This window comes from Kangiella sp. TOML190, assembly GCF_023706045.1.
Taxonomy (GTDB): domain Bacteria; phylum Pseudomonadota; class Gammaproteobacteria; order Enterobacterales; family Kangiellaceae; genus Kangiella.
In genome coordinates, this window is record NZ_BQYL01000001.1 from 1298630 (window position 1) to 1321960 (window position 23331).

Consider the following 23331-nt stretch of genomic DNA (forward strand, 5'->3'; position numbering starts at 1 on the left):
TTACTCCAGAATGTAAGGTTGAGAAAGAGACTGCATTAATCCCTTGTATGGGTTAGAAAGCGTTAATGCGTAATCAGAAGTCGCAAGGCCTTGTGGGGATATCAATATTTTAGTTTCAATACCAAGATTGGTATTCAATCGAATAATTTTGCGAGAATAAACAAGCGCTTCTCGGCTACCGCCAAAAGCCAGTAATACTTTATTGATATGGTATGAATCAAAGATAAGCGCATGTTGGTTGAGATAGTTTCTGGCTCCCATCAAAGCAATAACGTTTGAGAAGCCATGGCATAACCACACCAACGCATCCAACGGATTCTTACATAAAATAATCTCGCTATGGTGATTTAAAGCGCCAAGATTAAAAAAGGTCGTTGCATCGGTTAGCCAATGAACATGATAAGGCGTACCCGAACGCAGCTTAGGACAAATACGCCGACCATAGGCACCGACAATTTGTTCGTCCAGACTATAAAATGGCACAGTAATAGCGCCCCGAAGTACTTCATGTCCCGATGATTTAATCAAACCCACTCGTTGCATAGAGCCACGAAAGGCTTGTTCATCCCACTTCGATAAGGCTCTCAATTTTTTACCTAAACTTCTATCGCAATAACCAATCCCCAATTGATCCAATAACTCTAAGTTTTTAATCCCCCTAGCAAAAAGAAACTGTTGGGCTTTATCGCTACTCAAAAAACGTTCTTGGTAATAGTTAAATGTTTCTTGAGTAGCGCGCTCATCCTTTGATATTCCAACAAACTGGCTCTCTATAAACACTGGCAAGCTTCTTGAAATATCAACGGTATTGGATGAACGGGTTAGTTGCTTCATAAAAAGCTCTTAAGCATTGAAGTAAAAAGCACAATCGATATTTAGAAGCCTCATAGCTTCTGTGATTTGATCTGCCCAATACTGCCCGTAACGATCACCATTAGAGATAATGCGAATGGATTGAGTCGGCATATGCTTGAAGAGCTGACGAAACTGCTCCACCGTATCACCGTTGCCCATAGCAGCAATGACATTTTCATGACCACGCTCAATCAACTGGCAAGCAATCACAGGGTTCTGACATACAATTAAGTCAGAAAAGGCGTTAAACGCATCCAAGTTAAATACGCCTACTGCATCTTGGTTCCACAACCGCAATAAGTCAGACTCAACGCCTTCCTTTGGCTCTAGCCAATAACCATAAACCCCAACAGGGATATAATAGATCCCATTGTATAGGGGAAATATCATGCATCCCTCAAGTACTTCTTGCTTAGTACTATCTAATAGCCCTAAACGACCGAGTGAGGCGCTAATAGGAGTCAGATCTTCTCCTCGATATCTAGAGTAGCGTCTTAAAAAACTGTTATCGGCATAACCCAAATGAAACTGCTCAATCAGATCATAATTTGAAAGCTCAAAAGCCTTAAGCTTTTCGGTAGCGTCCAAGTCTTGGGCTAACATCAAATGTTGCTCCTCGACATACTCATTACCGATTGTTTGATCTAGCCGAGAAACCCCTTGCTGCTGCCTTAGAATGTCACCAGACTCGCTGCAAATGGGCGTGTAGTAGCTGTTACCGCTTTCACTGTTTAAAACCATCATAATAATCTCCTTTAGTGTTTAGTATCTCGGCGCATTGACTCACCTTGAATCTCAATAATATGTGCTTTATGAATTAGTCGATCGAGAATGGCGTCTGCAATTGCTGGATCGCCAATGTATTGATGCCATTTTTCAACTGGCATTTGACTAGTAATTAAGATTGAGCCCGTCCCTGTTTTATCTTCAATAATTTCCAGCAAGTCTCTACGGCTTGGGGCTGTTAATTTGGCAAGGCCAAAATCATCAATTATAAGAATGGGGAAGCGGGCTATTTTTTTGCGATACTGTAAAGACTCGCCTTCATTTCTGGCTTGCTCAAGCTCATCAATGAGTGTCGATAAGCGCTTAAATGCGACTCGATAACCTTGTTTGATAGCTTCAATGCCAAGCCAAGAAACAATATGAGTTTTACCTACGCCAGTAAGACCTATAACCACCACGTTCTGATGAAACTTAACCCATTCGCATAGAGCTAAAGGCAGCAAAACATTACGATCTAAATTACGTCTACTATCAAAAATAATGTTTTCCGTAACCGCTGTGGTGTATTTGATTTTGGATGCTTTTAAGTCGCGCTCAAATTTAGTGCGCTTGCGATGCACCAGCTCAGCTTCAAGCAATTGAAATATCACCTCATTAGTAGGTATGCGATGATAGTCAGGAGAGCGAACTAACAACTTATAGTGCTCTTTGGCGGCAGGCATCTTTGCTTCTGCGAACTGTGCTTCAATGTCATTAGAGTTCATTAATGTAACCCTCCGTTTGTATAGGCCTCAGCTCCTCGAATATTGTCATGCTGAGGAATAAAGTCATCGTCTCGCTCATCGAGCCATGGCTTAGTTTTCATAAGGCGCTCAATATTAGTGGCAAACAATGGTCGAGACTTTTTCAAAGAGAATTGGCAAGCTAGTTCAAAATCGTTTTTGTCAGAGCTGCTCTCATAAAGCTTTCTTAAATAGCTGCAAGCATCACGGGGGATTTTTGAGTAGTCCTGATAGCCGTCAAAATGTTGATTGACGACTTGAGTGGTGTATTTGCCAACACCCAATGCCCACTCAAGATAGTCTTGCTTGAGATACCCATAGATCTGATGATTTACAGGTTGATGCTTCTTATTCATCGTAAAGTCACCTTTGACTGAACTACGTTTGTGCGATGCTACGCACAAGCCTTTGTGGTAAAACTCAACCTTTTTATGATTGTATTTGGTTTCCACATACTCGTTCCGAAGCGTGTAAGGAACTGAGTAGTCGTGACCTTCAACTCGCAGTAAGAATTGTCTAGGGACTTTGCGCTCTGGGATCCACTCGAAGTATTCGAACAACTGCTCAGGAGTTGGTCTTAGCATGGGTCTATCAAACTCCTCAAACAGCTCACGGCGAGACATACCGCCTTTAAATGGCATGTTATTCACTACTTCCAAAAGAACTCTTATCGCATCGTTGATTTCCTCGATGTTATAGAAAGTTCTTGATCGAAGTTTGTAGATAATTTTATAAGTAACCTTTTTGACGGCGGCCTCAGCGCAAGCATTGTCTTGTGGGTGCCCAGCACGAGCAGGAATAATGACGCTATTACAATGAGCAGCCCATTCTGCGTAAATTCGATTTACCTTAGCTGGGTATTTACCTTTTGCTCTATCAATAGCAGGTCGAAGGTTATCGCAAGTCACGACCTCACTAACGCCACCATAATATTTGATCATTTCATTATGAACGGCTATCCAAACGCTGCGTTTTTGACTGGGACAAGCCTCCATATAGATCAAGCATGATATGCCTATTGCCGACACAAACACCTGAGCATAATGCTTCTTGTTTGTTTTTCTATCAAAGTAAGGGATCGTTAAGCCCGCAAAATCCACATTGGTTATTTCGCCTGGATAACGGCGGATCTTCATTGAGATGTCATTCTTAACTTTGTAGAGTCGATAGTAGTAAGTGAAGCTACTAAAGGAATAGGCCGTCGCTGGGTCTTCATCATAGTAGGCTTCCCAAATATTTCTTTGGTTAGCTCCTTTGTTTCTAAGTTCGACTTCGACTTTTTTATAGTCTGCCATCCGCTTACTAAGGTCACGCTCACGCTTTTTTATGAAAAGAGCTTTTCTATCGTCATGGTTCAGCAGTTTTAACTGTAACCAAGAGTATTTTTGGGCAATGATAATCTTACGGTACCGACCAACAGTGTTATGAGAGTAACCCGATAGTTCACCAATTTTTCGGTTCGACAAATTAGTATCGCAAATCAATCGAAGCATTAATTCATGGTCGTGTAATTTACTCCGAACCATTTTTTAACTCTCTTTGATATTCACTTACAAAATGACTAAATGAGATGGCCGTCTTAGGGTATTTGTCATGATAAGTTTCCCATAGCCTTCTTAAGCTGGTATTACTATTTTTTAGGTCTTCTTTGATCTGCTCAAAGTTAGGGAGGCGCTTAAAAATACTCTTTGCCCGTCTCTTACTAAAAAGCGCTTGTATCTCGTTACGACTCATTGATTTTAAATAAGACCAGGAGTACTTTTTGTCAGTGATAATTTTTCTGTATAGACCAACTGTTCGATTAGAACAGCCCGACATCGCGCCAATTTTTCTATTAGACCAATTGGTTGAGCAGATTAATTCTGCAATTATTTTAGAAACGCATGATTTTTTTCGATTCATTTTTGCTATCTCTCCGTTATACGAGTTATCAGCAGCTATAACTAGCCGCTACAAACTCAAGTTTTTTAGGGTGAGAGATAGCCTTCAACCAACTTGACAGGGTATCTAGTGATATGGAAAGATAGAAATGTCTGGGGCGAACCTAAGACAAATCTGATTAGCCGCATTGAACCACATATTCAAAGCGGCTTTTCCTTATCTGGGACTCACCTAGTTCATTCTGCTGTTAACCTCTGTTTAAATAACCACTGGGCTACATCTTTTGCTAAAGCAAACTTGCCACGACGGTTTTCGATATTAAAAATTTTTATGGGCACCTTCTTTCGACTAATAGCCTGTCTAAATGCCCCCATCGTCTTAAAACCTAATAATGCTGATAAGTCTTCATTACCAATGACATATCCATGAAGTTTAATTATGTCTTTTTCGATATCTTTTGCTGTCATTAGCAATACTCCACACAACATTAAAATTCGGAAAACGTGACTTGATAGTATAAAAAACAATCAACGTTTGTAGTACGGTGTCGTATGAGGTAACAAAAAGACACTCGTTTGAATTAAAATATTATGGAAAATCAAGAGCTTATACACGGCGATGTTACTCCAAAGGATGGAGAGTGCAGATTTACAGAGCTTGAGAGGGTTGAAAAATTTAAAATTAAACTTTGGGTGGAATACCTAAAAGAAGCATTAAACTATAAATCTATTTATGCTCTACAAAAACACTTTTCTGGTGACGATAAATTCATACATAAAACAGAAGGCACAACTCACCCAACAGATTGGAATAAGTACTTTAACGGTACTAGAATTCCTTCACTAAAAACCTTGGATAAGGCGTACAAAGAAGTTCCATCATCTGAATATATCTACAACATGCCTTTTTGGAGATTAGTAACGGAGAGAGTTAGTAAAGAGTACATCAATGACGCTCTATCAGCGACGAGCCCTGATATTAAGAAAATTTTATTCAACCCTACTGGAATTAGTGGACTAGACTGGAAAAGAAAAGATTTAAGAAAAAATGATCGTATACGTTTATTTTTGAGGCGTAAGGGTACCATTGATGCTTTGAATGTGATCATGTTGCTTATGGCGGAAGATGAATTCAACTTCTCAATTATAAGCTTCGTTGATAACCGTTCGTGTTTAATGAACACCATGGTTAACGTTTGTAGTTTCCCACCCTTTGATGAACCTAACACTGCTAGATTTCTCTACGAGTGTATTATTAAAAGATTTTTTATTCCTCTTAATTTACCAGAGGAACTTAGTTTTTATGATAAGTACCAATATCCATCACCCTACCATATGGTTCGATGGGTAAATGAAAATAAAGATCTGCTGGAATATTTAGAAGCCATAGAAGTGATTGATGACACCATATCAAGAGAAAGGAAGCTGGATATTCTTAATAAATATTATGAATTACCTCGCCATAAAAAGTCAGAGTTGCACGCTGCTTTTCGGTTCTATTTTTGTTTAAGAGATGTATACGAAAAAAATATAGAAACATATTCCGTTGCACACCTTCCTTTATTTCAATAATTATTAATGAGTGGGCATTTTAGCTTAACTTTGGTGGTCAATATTTCCTAGCCGAACTGGTCATATATACTAGTATTTACACTTGTATACACCACATCAAATTGACCACCTCGCTAGAAAGAACTGCCCAGCGCACTGAATTTTTACTGCCCATTCTTCTATAACTAACTGTCCAGCCTATTAGCAGTTCAAATACCGTTTATATCGATGGCTTTACACCTTTCCTTAGTATTGACATTTGGTTAATTTATACAGATACTGTATAAATGTGTTTTCATATAATAATTAAATATGACAAAAAAGATCGGCAGACCTTTAGGAAAAAATTTGGCAAAAACAAATGATGCAAAACGCTTCTTTAAGGCCGCACACGGCGCAGGATTATCATTGAAAGATATCCATGAGAAATTAATGAGAGCACTAGGAGAAGGGAAATGTCCTAGCTATAGAACACTGCAAGAATGGCGTAGAGGGACATATACGCCTCACTTTGTTCCCTTCTCAGATTGGGAAAAAAAGATTACAGAAAGCTAACACTATCAATATGAGTGAATATTATGATCAGCAATAGTCAAAAAGCTTTTATAGAGGTAGGAGACAGATTATTTGAATTCGAACTACCTAGTGAGAATGAGGAAATCATGCCCAATGTAAAGTGGGGAAATATTGCTGGATTTCCGACTGTGGCTTATTGGTATTATAGAATCATGGAGGCAAGATTAAACAAGGCAGCCATAAAATATAGACTAGGAAATTCCCTAATTGAAGAGATCGGCGCATGTTTATTAGGTGGCCATGGAATACCTGCAGCGAATGGGTTAGCAGCATTTGAGCATATGAAAGAAAAAGGAGCTTTTAACGGTGAGGCTCATTCCGAAGAGCAACTCTATTACTGGTTATCACAACCTATTGATCTAAAGAGTAAAACTTTCAAGTACAGATTTGCAAAACAAAAATCTAAATATTTGCATTGTGCATTAAAAAAAATCACCAATGAATCTGCACCATGTGAGACGGGTTTATCTCTCAGAAACTGGTTAACTGATATAAAAGGTATCGGATTGAAAACCGCGTCTTGGGTAGCTAGAAACTGGCTTGATGCAGATGATGTTGCAATACTCGACATCCATATATATCGAGCAGGGGTATTGGGTGGGTTCTTTGATGCAGAAACAACTATCGAAAAACACTATTTATCATTGGAAGAAAAGTTTATTGCGCTAGCGCACTCTATGGATGTTAGAACTTCTGAATTAGACGCCTTGATGTGGTATGAAATGCAGGCATCTACTTCCGCCCTAAACCTTATGAAAAACAAACTAAATAATCAATTAAATGCCCAGTCTTCCACCGACAATAGCAGCTCCAACTCCGAGCAGCTCGCATTCGCTTGAAATTGATTGAGCTGCATCATTCCCATGAATCCCTAGCATACAAAATGATAGGCCTATGGCTTCGGCAGTTAATGAGTGAATGGCGCTTATAGCGCCAGACTCTCTAAAAGCAAGCCCAGTAATATTTTTGTATTTACTAGATAACTTATTAGTATCACAGAGATACCAAACCAAGTAACCACTTTTAATTTCAGCTAGCATCTTGAAGCAATTTTTTTTAAAACACGCCAATTCAGGCGTATCAATTTTTAACAAATCAAAAGAGTTATTTCTAGAATTATACAAATACCAACCATCGTCATTAATACTGCTTATCAAACAGTAAATGCTGTGAAGAGCCCCAGGAGAAGGATAGTTTCTTTTTTCAACGGGTTGCGAGTATTCATTAGTCCACTGTGATTTCGTTCTATTTACCAAATAAAATAGTTTACCCACTTCTTCTATTCCAACCTTGGTAAAGTTTCTTTCAGAGTGCCTTTCTTCCAGAACCCTTCTAAATGATTTATCAATATCGCATTGCTTGTATTTTAACTCGATTGTACTTATCACATCCCACTTAAAAGGAGCTCTTACCTTAATAGCTTCTCTTATTACAGGCTCTTTTAATTTCATTCTTTAAAGAAACCTATTTCTTGCATAGTTGCATAATACTTATTACATCCTCTGCAATTCGTACACGGTATTACTGACTTATGACAAGAGTGAGCCCATGCTAATAAATTAAATGGAATTTTGGATTTTTTAATTAGCTCAGTAGCAGATAAATTTATGGCTGGTGCTTTTATTTTTATATAACCTTCTTGATAAGATATAAGTTGATTAATTTTTTCAATAAACTCGATTGTTCCATCCGCGTGATATACATCAGACTGAACTGTCCCAATTAATATCTGCTTACAACCCATTGAAACAGCTTTCATACAGCAAAGGGTAATAAGGAGTTGATTACGATATGGCCACCAATCACTCTCGGGAGCTTGATTAATAGAGGGTTTGCCCGATAAATCGCCACTTCCTAAACTCTTACAATCAATATCAATTTCAACCAGTTGAATTCCTAAATCTTTGCAGATAGCTTTCGATGCATTTCTCTCTGCTGCTGCAGAGTTCTGTCCATAGTCAATATTGAATGCTATATCAGGCTTACATAAATATGCCAATGCCGTAGAGTCCAAGCCTCCAGATAATAAAATACCTTCCATTGTTATACCCAGGAAAGCCTGTATATGGAGGAGCTGAAATCACCAAATATTTTACAGCCAGAGCCGTCATACATTTTCAATTCTTCTGCTTTTGGGTTTTCAGCTAAAATTATTACAGGTTTATTTAAGCTAATAGCATAACCAATCTCAAAGAGCGTTCCTGGATCAGTACCGTTAAAAATTGCATACATAACATCACAATCTTTTATAGCATCTATATCTTTTTGCACAACTTCATCAGCCGTACCAATACCGATTTCATGAAATGGCGAAAATGTCTCCATACCAAACGACTCAATATAATACTTGGCTTCATTGATCATCCATAATTCAGATAGCGTAAAAAAAGGTCCTGCTAAATACACCTTCTTCTTGCTTGCTTTAACTGGGGTCAATGACTGTTGGAAAACCTCAAGACCTTGCACGTTATTCATAACCCCAGTGCTGACATAGTGCGCCGCTGCAACACTAGCTTTTTCAGCTGCTTTCAAAGCTGAGCACCCTAATATATGCCAATAATAAGTATAGGCAGCTACAAATGAGTCCCCTGAGCCCACTGGAGATACAGAGTCTGTTTCGTATGGTAAAGCCCAACCTGACTCATTTGTTGAGTAAACATAAGCACCTCGTTGCCCGCATTTTACAATGACTACCTCAGCACTTTCGGTTGAATGCAGCCACTTTGCCATATCTTCAACAGAAGTATGAGACACGCCTTTCTTTTCACCGAAAATTTTAATCTCATTTTGATTGGTAATATAAACCAACTTTTCCGCTATACCACCTGTCTCCGAAAATAGTAGAGGATCATAGGTATTTTGAGGGTCGTATATAACGGTGCTTGCCGAAACTATTGGTGTTGCATCTATCATTCCAAAAACAACAGCAACAGCAGAAGCAGGTAAGTTTGGTGTGAAACCAGAGAGGTTTTCATTTATTGGCGAAGGAAGAATTTTTGGCTCTGCCAAAGGGTGAAAATAATCAAACGACACTGTCTCGTCACAATTATCCAAGCTTAGGGAAACATTCGCATTACCAAAAAAAAGAGCTCTTAATTCATTTTCATCTTTTTGAGCTAATCTTGAATGCAACGTTATTGGAAGTGATGAATCGATTTGTGTTAAACAGAGTGCTGCTCGACCTGCAGAGCCCTGCAAAGATGTATAGCTTGGCCAGGTGCAATACTCTTTGTAGGCACCTCCAATGACATGAATTCCCATTTTAACGTCCTTGTGATTGAACAAATATAGAAATTAATGCACCACTAATTTCTCTAATAACTGCAGTAAAACGATATTCTAGAGCTAAGCATTGCTTAAGCTTATCTGCATTTTGCACCAACCCTCCGACACGCCTACCTTCATGTGATACCTGAACAGCCTCAATACCATTCTCCACTTCTAAAGTGACAGTGAGAATCATACCTGCTTCTAAAGTATTTATAACGTTCCCATCAGGGCTGCTGATATGGGTTTCGAAAGAAAATTGAGAACAATCTACAGTAGCTTTACCAAAACCACCGAAATTTCCTGGGGAGCCTGAACCTGAACCAGACATAGTTATCTCCTTTTGCTATATGGTTAATTTATTTTTCTTAAGTACTTCTTCGAGTACTTTGAAAGAAAGTATATTAAAAAAATAATTTAAATCAATATAAAGCCTCCGAAGAGGCTTTGATTAATGCAGTTTAGAATTAACGTACGTCTCTAAGATTTCTAAGAACTCTCTTAACTCTGACTCCCATTGCTTTAAAGCATTAGGCTTAGAGGGCTTAGGCTTATGTTTTGGAAGGTATAAACCTTTTTCATCCACACCTCGCAATTTACAACCAAAACTTCGATTCAGTTCATACAGGCCACCCTCATCCCAGCCTTCAAAATCCAGGATCAACTCAACATCATTTTTTGTTAATGACCAAGAGCCTGTAATTCTATAGTCGTCTCCATCAAGAACACAAAGGAATTCATATTCTTGCGTTTGAAGTGCATCCTTTAATTCGTCAATATGCCAGGTTGCCATTTAAAACCCCTTCGGCAGTGTAATGCCTAGATTTCGTAAATACTGAGTAGTAGCGTTGTTAAAGTGGGTGAATATCACTTTACCATTTGCACTTGTAGATGTAATTGTAAAACTATCTTTACCTGTTCTTTTAACAAAACATTGCTTGGTTTGTCCATCGTGCTTAAACTTAAATGGCTTACCATTTTTTATATTATTTAGTGCTTGATTATAATATTTTTTTGGAGTCAACCGACTATGCTTAAGAGCATGACTTTTTAAGTTTATAAAGCGCGGAGAGTTCATCATACCTGCTTCCATGCAGGTTCCCCACATTCTCGGGTTCATACAAGCAGATAAAGAGCTCGCTAATCCATAAATATCAATTTCATTAGAAGGCCTATTTGTGTAAAGATAAATATTTTCTCCTCCCCACTGCCCAATCGGATCGGCTTGAATGTAGCGCCCTGTGCTTGGGTCGTAATCCCTAAAGTAGTTGTAATACAAGCCTGTCTCTTGGTCGTAGTATTGTCCAGGGAAGCCGAGGTTGTATCCACCAATTGAGTTGGTGGTTACGACTCTATCAAAATCGTTATTGTTAGCTCTCCATACGGTGGTTTTGCTTGAGTTGGTAATGCGCTCGGCACGACCTAGGTGGTCATTATGTACATGATAGAGGGTGCCATTACGGGTAAACCCAATCACTTGGCCATGCAGATAAATATATTCTTTCCAAATTTTTCCAGTGATAGCGTACTCTGCTATCAATTGACCGGCTTCGTCATAGAAATAGTAATTAATATCATTACCTTTTCTTTTATAAACCCTTTGCCCCAGCGCATTATGCTTAAAGCTGGTGGTGACGCCGCTTTTAAGGTGTGAGCTTAAACGGTTTTCAGCGTTGTAGTTAAAAGTCGCGCCAGCTTTGGTGCGAGTTTGTCCATTGCTGTTATAAGTAATACTGCTACTGTTAATTTTTGTTAGCTTATTACTGGTTGGAGCATAAGTATTAGTCTCCTGCAAAGCACCGTTCTTATAACGCTTGGTGCGATTCCCAACCGCATCATAATTATAAGTCTGATGGCCAGCATTGGTAGAATTAGAGCTCGTTAAACGATTCACCGTATCGTAACCGTAGGTTTGGGTATTGGCTGAAACGTAGCCATTGGTTATTTTGGTAATATTGTCGTTTTTATCAAACGACCGCTAGGGATTGGCGGAAGTGCCGGAAATGCAGGGATGCAATTTCCGGCGTATATCAGGCGCTTCTGGCCGAAACGCTTTATCACCGCGAGCGGTGTCTGTTTTTATTCCTACCTTCTCACCCATCAATAAACTTACTCCTTATGTTATCATCACTATCATTATGCTTAAGTAATAGACTAACTTTTAAAAATAAACCCCAGCTTTACGCAGTAAAGCCCATAAAGCTGTTAGGATTTATGGGTAGCTGAGTTTCAAGCGAGGCTTGTAAAATATATTTTAACAAGCCTAAGCTGGAAGCAGCGTCACTAGGGTTTTATTTCGTCAGGGTTCGCAAGCTCACCCTGACCTACGCTTGCTATAAAAAAGCCTCCGAAGAGGCTTTTATTCAAAATAACATTGCAAGAATCTTTGGACTATTCTTCGAAGGGCTCCAGTAAACCCAAAGCTTCTCTTTCTTTAATAAACCTAGAAAAGATTTCCGTACCGTGCTCTATTGAATCTTGAATTTCATATGCTCTTTCGACTGTATAAAAATTCCACTCAACATCAGAGCCATCTACAGTAGAGCACTTTACTTTTTCGTTTTCACATAATTTAATTGCAAGTCTTTCGGCTTCATCTTCATCTAAAGCGTCTATAAGGAGTATCCTTTCCTCCCATAACGGCTCTTTAGAATCTGATCGTGTTGACTTGAAAAGTACATTAACAGAATAGTACATTGTTATTTTCTAAACCTCTTATCATTTAAAAGTTTCCAAGCTTTCTTATAATCAGCTCCACGACCATTTCTAATTTGCTCTAAGGTCATATCCCTAAATTGTTGTGGGAACTCTCTATTAATACTACCTTTACAATTTTTCCCAATCCAATCTTTTGCTTTTGAACCAAATTTATCTAGAGCCTTCTGACCAGCAGCACGTAACTTAGGATCGGTAACTAAGTCCATAAACATCCTAATAGAACGTACATCTCCTCGACCAATTGCTGCCATAAGTCCTGCTCTCTCGGAAGATAGTCCTGTCGGATCAACACCCATAACTGGGTTTTGATCTACATATCCATATAGATGATTTAATGAACCAAAGTAATCAATTGGGTTAACTAAGCCATCATTATAAACTTTTCTTAACTGGGGTGTTAATGAGAAGTCAGCCATAATTCCTATAGGGTCTGCTTGAATATAGCGCCCCGTATTTGGGTCGTAATCCCTAAAGTAGTTGTAAACTAAACGGCATTACGACCCCGTCTATCTGTAATAAATACCCTCGAAGGTTAAAAATATCCTCTAGGCACTTTATTAAATCAGATTCATGATTTATTTCACTCTTAATCTTTTAGCTAAGCTTTTTAAAATCGCCGACTGTTTTTCATCCTCGGTAATCGCTTGCAAGTCTTTAATCTTAACTTGTAAATTGTCATTTGCTTTAAATGATTTCAACCTTGCTTCATTTACTATCCAGGAAATCCTTTCCCATTTTTCTCCTTTAAGCCAGGCATAAATGCGGGTATCTAAATGCTCTGTACTAACCCTGTTAACATAACTGCTAAAATGATCTTTAAATATATTGAAATATTCATCACGCAATAAATCTTCCAAGTGACTAAAATACTTTAATGTTATATTAGACATAGACGTTTCTGGGGACGCTACCACATTTAGCAGTTGTTCGAAATAGTCAAAGAACCATTCTTCAGTCTCTTTATTTTCTTTTATTGTTATATTAAAGAAATCCTCAAACGATTCAGTATAATTAGAGGAGCCTTTCAAATCATTTTCAATTGCTATATCTAAATAATAAAAATTATTCTCGAAGCACGAATCCCATTGCTCTTTAGTAAAAATTGCAAGAATATCAACAACCACCTCTCGCACTAAGTCAAAATTAGTTACTGAAAGTAAATATAGCACCTTATCATTATCTTTCTCTAAGGGGGAGCTTTTCAGATGCTCAGTAACTTCGGAAATATCATGAGTCGATAAAAACGCATCAAATAGTTTTAAAGTGATTTCATTTTTAGGGAAGCCTTTTTTTAGCCAGTCAATTTGATTGTAAGTTAATACCGCGGGTACGTAATTCTTTAAAACACCTTCATTATGCGCACGCATTATTAACTGGCCTGAAAATGCAAACTTGTAAAGCGATAGCTCCCAAAGGTCTTCAAATAGGCTGTACTCACTAATCACTCCATAGAGTAATTCTACAAATTCTTCATCTAACTCTTGGTTAAATTGACTCTTATAAGCATCATTTACATAGCTATTTGCTAAAAGCTCATCTTTTAGTGTTAAAGCTAGAAGCATAATAATTTCAGGAGTCGGCTGAGGAACATAACTGGTTAAGTAGCTGATAAAGTTAGAATTTCTGACAGCAGTCTCGATAACAGATTTTTGCTCGTCAGTACCAATTATAAATAGTTGAAATAATAAACTATATCCAATTTTATTCTCTGGTGTACTTTGAGGGCTTAGCGCCCAATTATTTAGCGATTCAATTAATTCATCTCTACCTTGTTCAAAATATCTAGGGTATCTAGAGAGGACTTTCATACAAGCTATAGAAAGCTCACTATTTAAGTAATTACTAGTGGTTATAGAAGATGTAGCATCTTTTAGTAGGCTTTTATTTGGTAGTACAAATGAAAACTCTATACCAAGTGATTTCTCCAAGTTATACCAATCAGCCACTTTTTCTACATTTAAATTTGTATAGTATAGTCTTGAAGGCTTTTCTTTATTTTCAGCATTTATTACTGTCTCTATATCTGATAGATACTCAAGATGTGCTCCTCTATCAGTCTTATCAAAATCAGAGAGGCATTTCTTTATACCATCCTTGAAGTTTAACTCTAACCAGTCAATAAGACTTTCTCTATCAAGAGTCACTCTTAGTAACTTCAAGAACTCATCCGCATAATCAAACTTTTTATAGTTGAAATCTTTAGAACCAATTATCGCACTTTGAATTGCACGTCTTTCTTGTGCCAAATTTGGCAAGTGATTTTTAAACGGCTCATCTAATATTGATAAATAATTAAGCTTTCCATCCTCTGAGGTTTGAACGCTTGGTAGCAAGTCTCTCTTTACTGATTTATATGCAATCCAAAATGCGGATGGATGTGAAGACAATAGTTCGCCAATAACTTCTATTTTTCCAGAGTAGTATGCATCACTAATTTTAGGGGCTATCAATAGCTCAACGCCTTTCTCTAAATTGACTGCAAATAATATTGCAGAAATTTTTTGATATAGCAGCTCTTCATCTTCAGAATAGATATATGCTGGTAAGGACTTTCCTATCAACTTTTCCTGCAATTCCTCCCTTGACAAATCATTGCGAAGCGTTGCGTAGATTGATAGGTATATAGACTCAAATTCACTTCCATATCTAAGTTTTAGAACACCCAGTTGATTAATATAATTACGTATTTTCCTTGGTGTTGGAGGAGTTCTTTTTTCTTGAGAAATATAACTTTCATAATGCTCTACGATGTCCTTTACATCTTCTTCGCTCCAGCTTGATAGGCTTTTAAAAGCATGTTCACTCAAATACCTTTTCCAGCCTGACATAATTGGCTTAGGGACTTCAAGCAACACCTGAAAGGACTTGTTAATAAAAGATCGAGCAACAGTGTTTTTGCTCTTTGATAATTCATAGAAAAGATTTCCATTTTCACTATTATTTACTGTTTCCTGGTACTCTTGTCTGGCGCTATCTTTTTTGCTCCATATTTGTTCAAGACCTCGCTCATCAAATGGGATTATGAACCAGGTATTATTAATGTAATCATTACCTTTATTTGGGAGGTTTCTATTTTGAAAAAATGACTGTAACGTTGACCATATTTTTAAGAAGTCTGCGTGTTCCACTCTATCTAGATTATCAACAACAATTATAGCTCTATTGTATCGTTTTCCCCTTCCTATATAGTTAGAAAGAATTTCTTTAAAATATTGCTCGAATTCAATAGAAGTTTTCTCTCCATCTTCAAATATTTCTTGATTATATTTATCCTTTGACGTGACTTTAAAAAAGCTCCAGTCTTTTCTTGGGAAAATTTTCAAAAACTTTTTCTTATTCTTCCTTTTTTCGCCAAAAATAGCCCAACCTATAAGTGCTAATAATGGCGCAGCTATTAATAGCAATGAGATTGTATATAGGATGTGTAAATCTCCAGCACTGTTGTGAAAAGGAGATACCACTTCATTATCTTTTACTAACCTTGTTAGTCCAATACCAATAGGTACAAACAAGCCTGATATAGTCAAAATAGCGCCGAGTTTAGAAGCCCGTTTTTTTGATTTAACCGTTACTTTTTTAAATTTAGAACTAATTTTTTGTTTGTTTTCCTGTAAAGTTTCATCTTTATTGTCAGGGTCTATATGATTAATCAATGATTCTAAGAATATTCTTCTTAAAGGATCTCCTTCATGCGCCCATGCATCAAACAGAAAAAATAAAGTACTATCATCTGGAAACTTCTTCCTTAGCAACTCAATCACTGTTGATTTCCCGGCTCCCCAGTCACCCGAAAGGCCTATCGTACAAGCTTTTTCCGACTGCTCGATAAGCGTGTGCAACGTATCAGCAGTTTTTTGATGCGTTTGATCCTCAAAAAGATCTTTTTCGGAAACTTGTTCATAAAGCATTTCAAAATTGAAAGTATTTTCCGCCATTACTATCGTCCTATTAATTTTTTAAATAGTTATGCTTTGTGCGATTATGTTTGATTTTCATACGTTTTTTATGAGAAGAGCTTTGCTCAATTAGTTTATCCAGCCTAGGTTGAACTTTGGTCTCCCAGTAATAGAAGCCATAAAGCATCATAAAAAGCCCTAAGCCCATCAAAAAACCTATACACTTCATGTAAAAATCTTTATTTTCTTTCTCTACTTTATTTTGAATTTCATAAAGTTGCTTTTCGGCGGCTTGCCGTGGGTTGATTTCGTCAATCGCTTCTAAGACCTTAAGCTCGATGAATCGCTCATAAGCTTTTTCGTTGTAGCTGTTATAGATATTTAGAAAAGAAATCACGCATGTAATGATTATGGCTAGGCCAAAAATTGCATAAAATTTGTAGATATTGTCGGTTGGGATTGAGGTATTCGTAATCAATGTTCCTTCTTAGCTCCTATAACTCCATTACTATTTGTGCCTTTAGTATGTTTATTGCACAATAACTTGTGAACTCTATCACACAATTTTCTGACTTGTAATTGCATATTTGCATTAAACCGCTATTTATTTGCAGGGTGACACTCATGATAAGCCTTGCTCAAATCATTAATGGTTACGTGGGTGTAAATCACCGTGCTGTTTATATCGAGATGGCCTAAGTATTCTTGAACATAGGGTAATTTGGCGTCATTTCTAATAAGCTCGGTAGCACTGGCATGCCTAAAGATATGACACGCTCCTTTTTTGCCAATTCCTGAGCGGCTAACGTATTTTCCTCCCAATGTAGTTATTGATGAAGGGCATAACCGCTTGCCATACTTACTCAAGAACAAAGCATCACCAGAGCTGATATTCGCCAACCTTGGCCTTAATTCTTCTAAGTATCTAGCTATAGCCGCAAGCGCACTATTAGAGATGGGGACGACTCTATCCATGGAGCCTTTACCTTTAATAATAGTTAATGTCTTACGCTTAGCATTGATATTGCTAATATTGAGATTAGCCAGTTCCTGGCGCCTCATACCGCCAGAATAGAAAGTCTTTAGTATGGCTTCATCTCGCAACCTCATATAACCCGTTGTTTGAGTTTGATGAAAGATGATTTCAACTTCTTCGTGTTCTGGAATATCTTTTGGTAAGCTCTTGCCAACTTTAGGTAACCTAAACTTCTTATAAAAATCAGACTCCAACAAATCGTAATAATCGAGAAACTTCATAAAGTCTATTACGGCCATCAGCTCTTGCGCCAATGTCGATAGTTGAAGTGGCTTACCATCAGATTTACGGTATTTATGACGGTGTCTTCGAAACCCTTCCAGAACATTGATGTTCAAATCCTTAATATCATGAATACCTTCTTTTGCGCACCAGGTGACAAATTTACGAACCAATCGTTCTTTCGTCGCGACGGTACTATCTGATAACCCTATAGCGGCTCTATCTTCCAGATAAAAAGGGAGTATATCGAGCAAATTATAAGTGTTATCTGGAAAATCCATATTTAATTAATCCAGTATATATGGCTGCATGTAAGCTTTAGTGAGTCCCTTAATGGGGTTATCGACCGACATGGCATAACCAGAAGCATCCATTGCATCGGGCAGCACTAGCATTCGAGTTTCTAGCCCAGCTTTAATATTCAAAAGATTAGCCTTTCGAGCATAAACAAGCTCTTCACGAGAAGTCCCATAAGCAATCAGCACTTTGCTGACACCATTGTATTTCAGCATATCGACATGCTGCGAGCAATATGACTGACAACCCATCAAACCAATGGCATTGTCAAAGCCATGAGAAAGCCAGATTAAAGCCTCTATGGGGTTCTTGCAGAGTATGATTTCGTTTTGCTTCGATAAAGCTTCGTGATTAAAAAAGACAGCTTCTTGATGTTTGTACCAATGCAAAAAATAGTAAGAGCCCGACCGCAGCTTTGGTGTAATTCGGCGTCCATAAGCGGATATAACTTTCCCATCTTCATTAAAAAAAGGGAATACCAAAGCGCCTCTTAAGAATTCATGCCCAGAGCTTTTCAGTAAACCAACACGTTGTAAAGCACCTCGCTTAGCTTGCTCTTCCATAAAAGTCAGTTGTTGTAATTGATGACCTAAACTTCGGTCACAGAAGCCAATCTGAAGTCGACTGATAAGTTCAATGTCCTTAATGCCTCGCTTAGACAAATATTTCTGCCCAGCTTCATGCTCGGAAAATACTAAGCTGTAATAATCAATGACCTCAGACACCGCACGGTTATCGAGCTCAACATTACTATAGACACAAGGCGGTAACCCCTGCGCCATATCGACAGTTTTAAGCATCGAAGAAATCGTTGCATTCGATGTTTAACCAGCGCATCGCCTCAGAGATTTGCTCCTTCCAGTGTAGGCCGTAGCGATCACCCTCTGAGATTAAACGCACAGACTGGGTAGGCAAATGCTTAAACATTTCATAGAACTGTTTCGCGATATCGCCGTTTCCTCGAACAGCTACGACGTTCTCAATGCCGCGCTCAATTAATTGGCACGCCGTAATAGGGCTTTGGCAAACTACCAAGTCAGAGAAAGCATTGACGGCACTCATGTTAAAAATGCCAGCCGCTTCTTTATTCCAAAATCGCACTAAGTCTGGCTCATAACCTTCTTTTGGGTTTAATATATAGCCGTAAGCTCCTACGGGAATGTAATAGATCCCGTTATAAAGTGGGAAGATGATGAATCCATCAAATATTCCCTTATCAAAGCTGTCGATTAATCTTAGTCGTCTTAGCGAATCTTTTTCTCCCGAGCAGTCTTTTGAAAGTGAGTCAATAAAAGAACTATCTCCAAATCCCAGTTGGAATTGGTTTATCAGCCCGTAATGTGACAAGTTGATTGCGGTCAGCTTGTCCTGTGCATCAAAGTCTTTTGCTAAAGCAAAGTGTTGCTCTTCAATATACTCCTTTGCCACTACCGCATCATTCCTTGATGCTGCAACCTGATTGGAGAAAATATCATCTGTTTCCCACAACATGGGAGTGTAAGAACTGTTTCCCGTTTCGCTGTTATAAATCATCACTATTGCCTCCTTTAGTGTTTGGTTTCCCGGCGCATGGATTCGCCGTGAATGTCTATGATTTCTCTTTTTCCGGCCAGTCGGTCGTAAATCGAGTCTGCCGTTTTATCGGCTCCCAGGTATTCCACCCATTTAATACGATCTACAGGCATTTGAGTCGTCACAATAATTGAGCCTGTGTCTGCTTTGTCCTCAATGATTTCCAGGAACTCTTGTCTCGCAGGCGCCGAAAACTCTGCTAAGCCGAAGTCATCGATTATGAGAATCTTAAAGCGCGCAAGACTTGCTCGATATTTAGGCATTTCGCCTTCGTCCAAGAACTGCTCGATTTCTTCCATCAGCCGATGAAAGCGTTTGAAGATGACTTTTATCTCCTTCTTGACAGCCTCAATTCCAAGCCACGAAGCTATGTAGGTTTTTCCAACACCAGTCAGCCCTGTCACAATGATGTTTCTGTGCATTTTGAACCATTCACAAGAAGCAAGAGAAAGAAGGGTACTTCGATCAAGACTGCGGCGATTGTCGAAAATGATATTTTCACTATTTGCCGTAAGGTACTTGATTTTGGATCTTTTTAAATTGTTCTCAAATCGCTTTTTTGTTCTATACACATCTTCAGCCTCAAGCACCTGATGCAATATTTCAAAGGGCGTCATCTGCCTAAAATCAGGACTTCTTGCTAGCGACTCAAGCTCCTCAAGCGCAGCAGACATTTTTAACTTTGTTAATCTAGGTTTCACATCACCAAGATTCATTGGATATATCCTCCTTGTATATTTTGGATACGAGTATCCTCATACTTTTTTATATGGCCGTATTTATGTTTCTTGACCCAAGGTTGGGTCTTCATGAGACGTTCGATATTAGTGAAAAATAATGGACGAGGTCTATCTAAAGCGTATTTGCAAGCTTCTACAAATAGTTCTTTATCAGTGTTTTTGTGTTCATAAAGTTTTCGCAAATAGCTACAAGCATCCCTGGGAATTTTTGAATAATCTTCGTAACCCTCAAAGTGCTTATTAACCACCCTTATGACGGACTTACTTATCGTTGAAGCCCATTCAAGGTAGTCTTGTTTTGTATAGCCGTATATTTGATAGTTGAGAGGCTGGTGTTCTTTTGTCATCGAAAAATCACCTTTAACAAAACTACGCTTATGAGTTGCGACCTCTATCCCTTTGTGAATGAATTTAACTCTTTTATGGTTGTACTTAGTTTCAACATGCTCATCTTTCAATTTGTAGGGAACGGAATATAAATGACCCTCAACATTTAGCATGAATTTACGAGGTACTTTTCGGGGTGGCAGCCATTCATAGAATTCATATAATTGCTCAGGTGTTGTGCTCAATGCTGGCTTATCCACTTTCTCAAATATTTCCCTTCGACATTCGCCACCTTTAAAAGGCTCATTATTGATTTCTTCTAAAAGCAGTAATGCCGCCGATTCAATATCTTCCAAGCAGTTAAATGACATGCTTCTAAGTTTATAAAGAATTCGGCAAGTAACTCTATTTACTCCAGCTTCAGCCACAGCATTATCTTGTGGAGTAGCTGCTCGGCTAGTGCTTGCATGTGTTCCGTTGTGCTCTGCCCAATCGTCGTAATGCCGATTAATAACTGCCGGATTCTTCCCTTTAGCTTTATCAACGGCTGCTTTTAAATTGTCCGAAATGACAACTTGACTGACACCTCCGTAAAAAACGATCATTTTATTTAGTGCATCAATCAGTTCGCTTTTTTGCTGGCTAACGCAAACTGCTATAAACAATAATTGAGACACCCCACAAGCAGCAACAAAAATGTGAGCTCTTTTTTGCTTGCCTGTTGACTTGTCTTTATACGGAATTCGTAATCCAGCAAAATCAACATTGATAATTTCACCAGGGTATCGCCGAATAGTCATAGTAATGTCATGTTTATCTTCGTACTCATGACAGAGCTCTATGAATCTGGTTTTTCCGTAAGCTGTTGCGGGATCGACTTCATAGTATTCCTCCCAGTGGATTTGGTAAGTAGCTCCCTTTTTAGGAATTTCTTTTATAAGGTGCTCGAAATGTGGTAAACGCTTGGATTCATCGCGCCCCCGAGTATTATTAAAAATAGCATTTATGGCATCATCATTTTTATTCTTTAGTTCATCCCAAGTAAGCTTGTTGCTAATCATTATCCTACGGTATTTGGATACCGTAGGATGTGTTTTCTCAACTTCTAATGCAATTTTTCGGTTTGAAAGATTAGTGGTATCAATCAACCTAATCATTTTTCGAGTATTGAAAAAACTTTTTTTCATAAAAATAATTCCATAACTAGATAACAGCGAATGCGACAATGCATAACTCGATGCTACAAATTTAATTTATAAGGGGTGAGGAGCGACCGTCACTCAATTGACAGTCAACTTTTGAAATGAGAAGATGAAAGTGTCTGGGCTCTGAGCTAAGACAACTTCGAATAGCCGCATTGACCACTAATCAAAGCGGCTTTTCTCTTTTCTGGACTCTCTAAGTCATTTGACTATTTCCTTTTTGTTCTAACAGCCACTCGGCCACATCTTTTGCTAAGGCAAACTTCCCACGTCGATTCTCGATCGTAAAAATCTCAATCGGAATCTTCTTACGGCAAAGCGCTTGTCGAAACGCACTCATAGTTTTGAACCCTAGCAATAGAGACAAATCTTCGTTACCAATCAGGTACCCATGAAGTTCAATCAAGTCTTTTTCGATTTCGCTAGCGGTAAGTGATTTTTTCAAAACAATTTGCCTCTTTAACATCAAACTCCAGTATAAAAAACGTACAGCCATTGTGGTAGAGTGTCTTATCTGGTCACAGTCAGACAGGAAATGGATACCGTAATTACGAAAAATCAAAAGGTTAGAAGGTTACCTGGCTTTTCAGGTAACCAAAAAATCACGTTTGCTGATCCAAAAGAAACCATCAAATATCAGCGGATGCTATGGGCTGAGATGCTAAAAGAGCTCCTTCAAGTCACTAAAAACGGGTTGCAAAGAAAGCTGTCCGATCCTAAAAGCATCAAGTACGTAAACAAAGAAACATCCACTCCATCATTTGTCTTTAAATATTTTGAAGGGAAACACTCTCCCAAACAAATAGTCATGGATAGGGCTAAATTACTTGTCCCTAATTCTGATTATTTATTCAATCTTCCTCTTTGGCTTCTGATAACTAGGAACTTAGAACAACAAGAAATTATTGATTTATTTCTGGAATCAACATTAATCAAAGAACACTCTTTTCACTTATCCGGCAAGAGTAAAAGATTTAAACCTGCTAAGGGCAATTTTAAAGACATCCATGAATGGTTAATAAACGAGAGTTCGATAGAATCATTAAATATAATTCTATTGTTAATTGCTGAAGATGAACTTCATGGAACGGCTGGGCTATACGGCAAGCATTACGGCTGCCTTATCGAAGTTATATGTAATTTGTTTTTCTTTGAACCATTCTCACAACCCAAATTCAGAGAATTTATTATTACCTCTATTAATGATCGCTTTCTTCAAGAAAGAGATATTCCTGATGAGCTAAAACGATTTTCCGGAAGATGGTATGTACCTTACGAACAGTTCAATGCTTGGATCGAGCTTCGCAAGCTCACTATAAATTATTTACAAGATCGTAGGCTCATTTCGAATAATCCAGAACGACAAACTTTAATCAATATCTTCAAAAATATATCAAGCTTAAGCCACCTCCAAACTGAAGACTTAGTTTGTGAGGTGATGGCATATCCTCAAGTTGAAATTCCACTAAATTCTAAATATTCGATTATCCCTCTAATTCTTCCTTGACTTCATTAGCAAGTGGTAAATCTTTAGCGATAGAGGTGGTAACAGTTTTCCGTTGTAACTGGTAAAACAGAACGATATATACAATTGTATATATCACCCTAACTTTACCATCAAAACGCAACTCCTTTACCACCCTCATCGGAATACGCTTACCACCCAAAACGGCATAGATTTACC

At 38.2% G+C, this 23331-nt stretch carries 27 protein-coding genes; 4 read left to right on the plus strand and 23 right to left on the minus strand.

From position 1 onward, the window contains the following. From NFS34_RS06350 to NFS34_RS06375, 6 genes are all read right to left on the minus strand, one after another. Entirely contained in the window at nucleotides 1–834 is an 834-nt protein-coding gene (locus NFS34_RS06350) for a toprim domain-containing protein (RefSeq protein WP_251359100.1), read from the minus strand. Between the two features lie 9 nt (nucleotides 835–843). Then, complete coding sequence (locus NFS34_RS06355) at nucleotides 844–1599, minus strand: hypothetical protein (RefSeq protein ID WP_251359101.1); 756 nt, start codon at nucleotides 1597–1599, stop codon at nucleotides 844–846. Nucleotides 1600–1610: 11 nt separating this feature from the next. Beyond that, the gene (gene istB / locus NFS34_RS06360; protein WP_251359102.1) at nucleotides 1611–2345 is read right to left on the minus strand and encodes an IS21-like element helper ATPase IstB; all 735 of its coding nucleotides are present in this window, start codon (nucleotides 2343–2345) and stop codon (nucleotides 1611–1613) included. Further along, nucleotides 2345–3889 (minus strand): IS21 family transposase, encoded by a 1545-nt coding sequence (gene istA, locus NFS34_RS06365; RefSeq protein ID WP_251359103.1) that lies wholly within the window; start codon nucleotides 3887–3889, stop codon nucleotides 2345–2347. The genes istB and istA overlap by 1 nt, the downstream gene beginning before the upstream one ends. Continuing rightward, entirely contained in the window at nucleotides 3876–4265 is a 390-nt protein-coding gene (locus NFS34_RS06370) for a hypothetical protein (protein WP_251359104.1), read from the minus strand. The genes istA and NFS34_RS06370 overlap by 14 nt, the downstream gene beginning before the upstream one ends. A gap of 215 nt (nucleotides 4266–4480) precedes the next feature. Next, complete coding sequence (locus NFS34_RS06375) at nucleotides 4481–4711, minus strand: hypothetical protein (RefSeq protein WP_251359105.1); 231 nt, start codon at nucleotides 4709–4711, stop codon at nucleotides 4481–4483. Nucleotides 4712–4834: 123 nt separating this feature from the next. Here NFS34_RS06375 and NFS34_RS06380 point away from each other — a divergent pair, with 123 nt between their 5' ends. The 3 genes from NFS34_RS06380 (at nucleotide 4835) to NFS34_RS06390 (ending at nucleotide 7209) form a co-directional block, all read left to right on the plus strand. Then, nucleotides 4835–5815, plus strand: a complete 981-nt coding sequence (locus NFS34_RS06380; RefSeq protein ID WP_251359106.1) for a hypothetical protein — start codon at nucleotides 4835–4837, stop codon at nucleotides 5813–5815. Between the two features lie 291 nt (nucleotides 5816–6106). Beyond that, nucleotides 6107–6349 carry a hypothetical protein gene (locus NFS34_RS06385; RefSeq protein WP_251359107.1) on the plus strand — a complete coding sequence of 81 codons (243 nt, stop codon included), beginning with the start codon at nucleotides 6107–6109 and terminating at the stop codon, nucleotides 6347–6349. Nucleotides 6350–6372: 23 nt separating this feature from the next. Then, complete coding sequence (locus tag NFS34_RS06390) at nucleotides 6373–7209, plus strand: hypothetical protein (RefSeq protein ID WP_251359108.1); 837 nt, start codon at nucleotides 6373–6375, stop codon at nucleotides 7207–7209. On the opposite strand, the gene NFS34_RS06395 is transcribed toward NFS34_RS06390, so the two are convergent. From NFS34_RS06395 to NFS34_RS06470, 17 genes are all read right to left on the minus strand, one after another. After that, complete coding sequence (locus tag NFS34_RS06395; protein ID WP_251359109.1) at nucleotides 7147–7821, minus strand: hypothetical protein; 675 nt, start codon at nucleotides 7819–7821, stop codon at nucleotides 7147–7149. The genes NFS34_RS06390 and NFS34_RS06395 overlap by 63 nt on opposite strands. After that, nucleotides 7818–8411 carry a 7-cyano-7-deazaguanine synthase gene (locus NFS34_RS06400; protein ID WP_251359110.1) on the minus strand — a complete coding sequence of 198 codons (594 nt, stop codon included), beginning with the start codon at nucleotides 8409–8411 and terminating at the stop codon, nucleotides 7818–7820. The genes NFS34_RS06395 and NFS34_RS06400 overlap by 4 nt, the downstream gene beginning before the upstream one ends. Nucleotides 8412–8413: 2 nt before the next feature. Beyond that, nucleotides 8414–9631 (minus strand): PfkB family carbohydrate kinase, encoded by a 1218-nt coding sequence (locus tag NFS34_RS06405; protein ID WP_251359111.1) that lies wholly within the window; start codon nucleotides 9629–9631, stop codon nucleotides 8414–8416. Between the two features lies 1 nt (nucleotide 9632). Then, nucleotides 9633–9968 (minus strand): hypothetical protein, encoded by a 336-nt coding sequence (locus tag NFS34_RS06410; RefSeq protein ID WP_251359112.1) that lies wholly within the window; start codon nucleotides 9966–9968, stop codon nucleotides 9633–9635. Between the two features lie 120 nt (nucleotides 9969–10088). Then, nucleotides 10089–10430, minus strand: a complete 342-nt coding sequence (locus NFS34_RS06415; protein ID WP_251359113.1) for a hypothetical protein — start codon at nucleotides 10428–10430, stop codon at nucleotides 10089–10091. Beyond that, nucleotides 10431–11531, minus strand: coding sequence for an RHS repeat domain-containing protein (locus tag NFS34_RS11575; RefSeq protein WP_285834452.1), 1101 nt, complete (start codon nucleotides 11529–11531; stop codon nucleotides 10431–10433). 84 nt (nucleotides 11532–11615) lie between these two features. Beyond that, entirely contained in the window at nucleotides 11616–11738 is a 123-nt protein-coding gene (locus NFS34_RS11580) for a hypothetical protein (RefSeq protein WP_285834453.1), read from the minus strand. Nucleotides 11739–12028: 290 nt separating this feature from the next. Then, nucleotides 12029–12334 carry a DUF4288 domain-containing protein gene (locus NFS34_RS06425; protein WP_251359114.1) on the minus strand — a complete coding sequence of 102 codons (306 nt, stop codon included), beginning with the start codon at nucleotides 12332–12334 and terminating at the stop codon, nucleotides 12029–12031. 2 nt (nucleotides 12335–12336) lie between these two features. Then, nucleotides 12337–12771 carry a hypothetical protein gene (locus NFS34_RS06430; RefSeq protein WP_251359115.1) on the minus strand — a complete coding sequence of 145 codons (435 nt, stop codon included), beginning with the start codon at nucleotides 12769–12771 and terminating at the stop codon, nucleotides 12337–12339. A gap of 159 nt (nucleotides 12772–12930) precedes the next feature. Beyond that, nucleotides 12931–16290, minus strand: coding sequence for a P-loop NTPase fold protein (locus tag NFS34_RS06435; protein ID WP_251359116.1), 3360 nt, complete (start codon nucleotides 16288–16290; stop codon nucleotides 12931–12933). Between the two features lie 13 nt (nucleotides 16291–16303). Next, nucleotides 16304–16729, minus strand: a complete 426-nt coding sequence (locus tag NFS34_RS06440; RefSeq protein ID WP_251359117.1) for a hypothetical protein — start codon at nucleotides 16727–16729, stop codon at nucleotides 16304–16306. Nucleotides 16730–16851: 122 nt separating this feature from the next. After that, nucleotides 16852–17790 carry a tyrosine-type recombinase/integrase gene (locus tag NFS34_RS06445; protein WP_251359118.1) on the minus strand — a complete coding sequence of 313 codons (939 nt, stop codon included), beginning with the start codon at nucleotides 17788–17790 and terminating at the stop codon, nucleotides 16852–16854. Between the two features lie 6 nt (nucleotides 17791–17796). Next, a complete protein-coding gene (locus NFS34_RS06450) occupies nucleotides 17797–18606 on the minus strand; it encodes a hypothetical protein (protein ID WP_251359119.1) in 810 nt (269 codons plus the stop codon). Continuing rightward, nucleotides 18599–19342 carry a hypothetical protein gene (locus NFS34_RS06455; protein WP_251359120.1) on the minus strand — a complete coding sequence of 248 codons (744 nt, stop codon included), beginning with the start codon at nucleotides 19340–19342 and terminating at the stop codon, nucleotides 18599–18601. Before NFS34_RS06455 ends, NFS34_RS06450 begins: the two co-directional genes overlap by 8 nt. A gap of 11 nt (nucleotides 19343–19353) precedes the next feature. Further along, on the minus strand, nucleotides 19354–20094 hold the full coding sequence (locus NFS34_RS06460; protein WP_251359121.1) for an ATP-binding protein: 741 nt from the start codon (nucleotides 20092–20094) through the stop codon (nucleotides 19354–19356). Then, complete coding sequence (locus NFS34_RS06465; RefSeq protein ID WP_251359122.1) at nucleotides 20091–21632, minus strand: DDE-type integrase/transposase/recombinase; 1542 nt, start codon at nucleotides 21630–21632, stop codon at nucleotides 20091–20093. Before NFS34_RS06465 ends, NFS34_RS06460 begins: the two co-directional genes overlap by 4 nt. A 211-nt stretch (nucleotides 21633–21843) precedes the next feature. Next, complete coding sequence (locus NFS34_RS06470; RefSeq protein WP_251359123.1) at nucleotides 21844–22143, minus strand: hypothetical protein; 300 nt, start codon at nucleotides 22141–22143, stop codon at nucleotides 21844–21846. Nucleotides 22144–22182: 39 nt separating this feature from the next. On the opposite strand from NFS34_RS06470, the gene NFS34_RS06475 reads away from it, so the two are divergent. Further along, on the plus strand, nucleotides 22183–23154 hold the full coding sequence (locus NFS34_RS06475; protein WP_251359124.1) for a hypothetical protein: 972 nt from the start codon (nucleotides 22183–22185) through the stop codon (nucleotides 23152–23154). Nucleotides 23155–23331 lie beyond the last annotated feature (177 nt).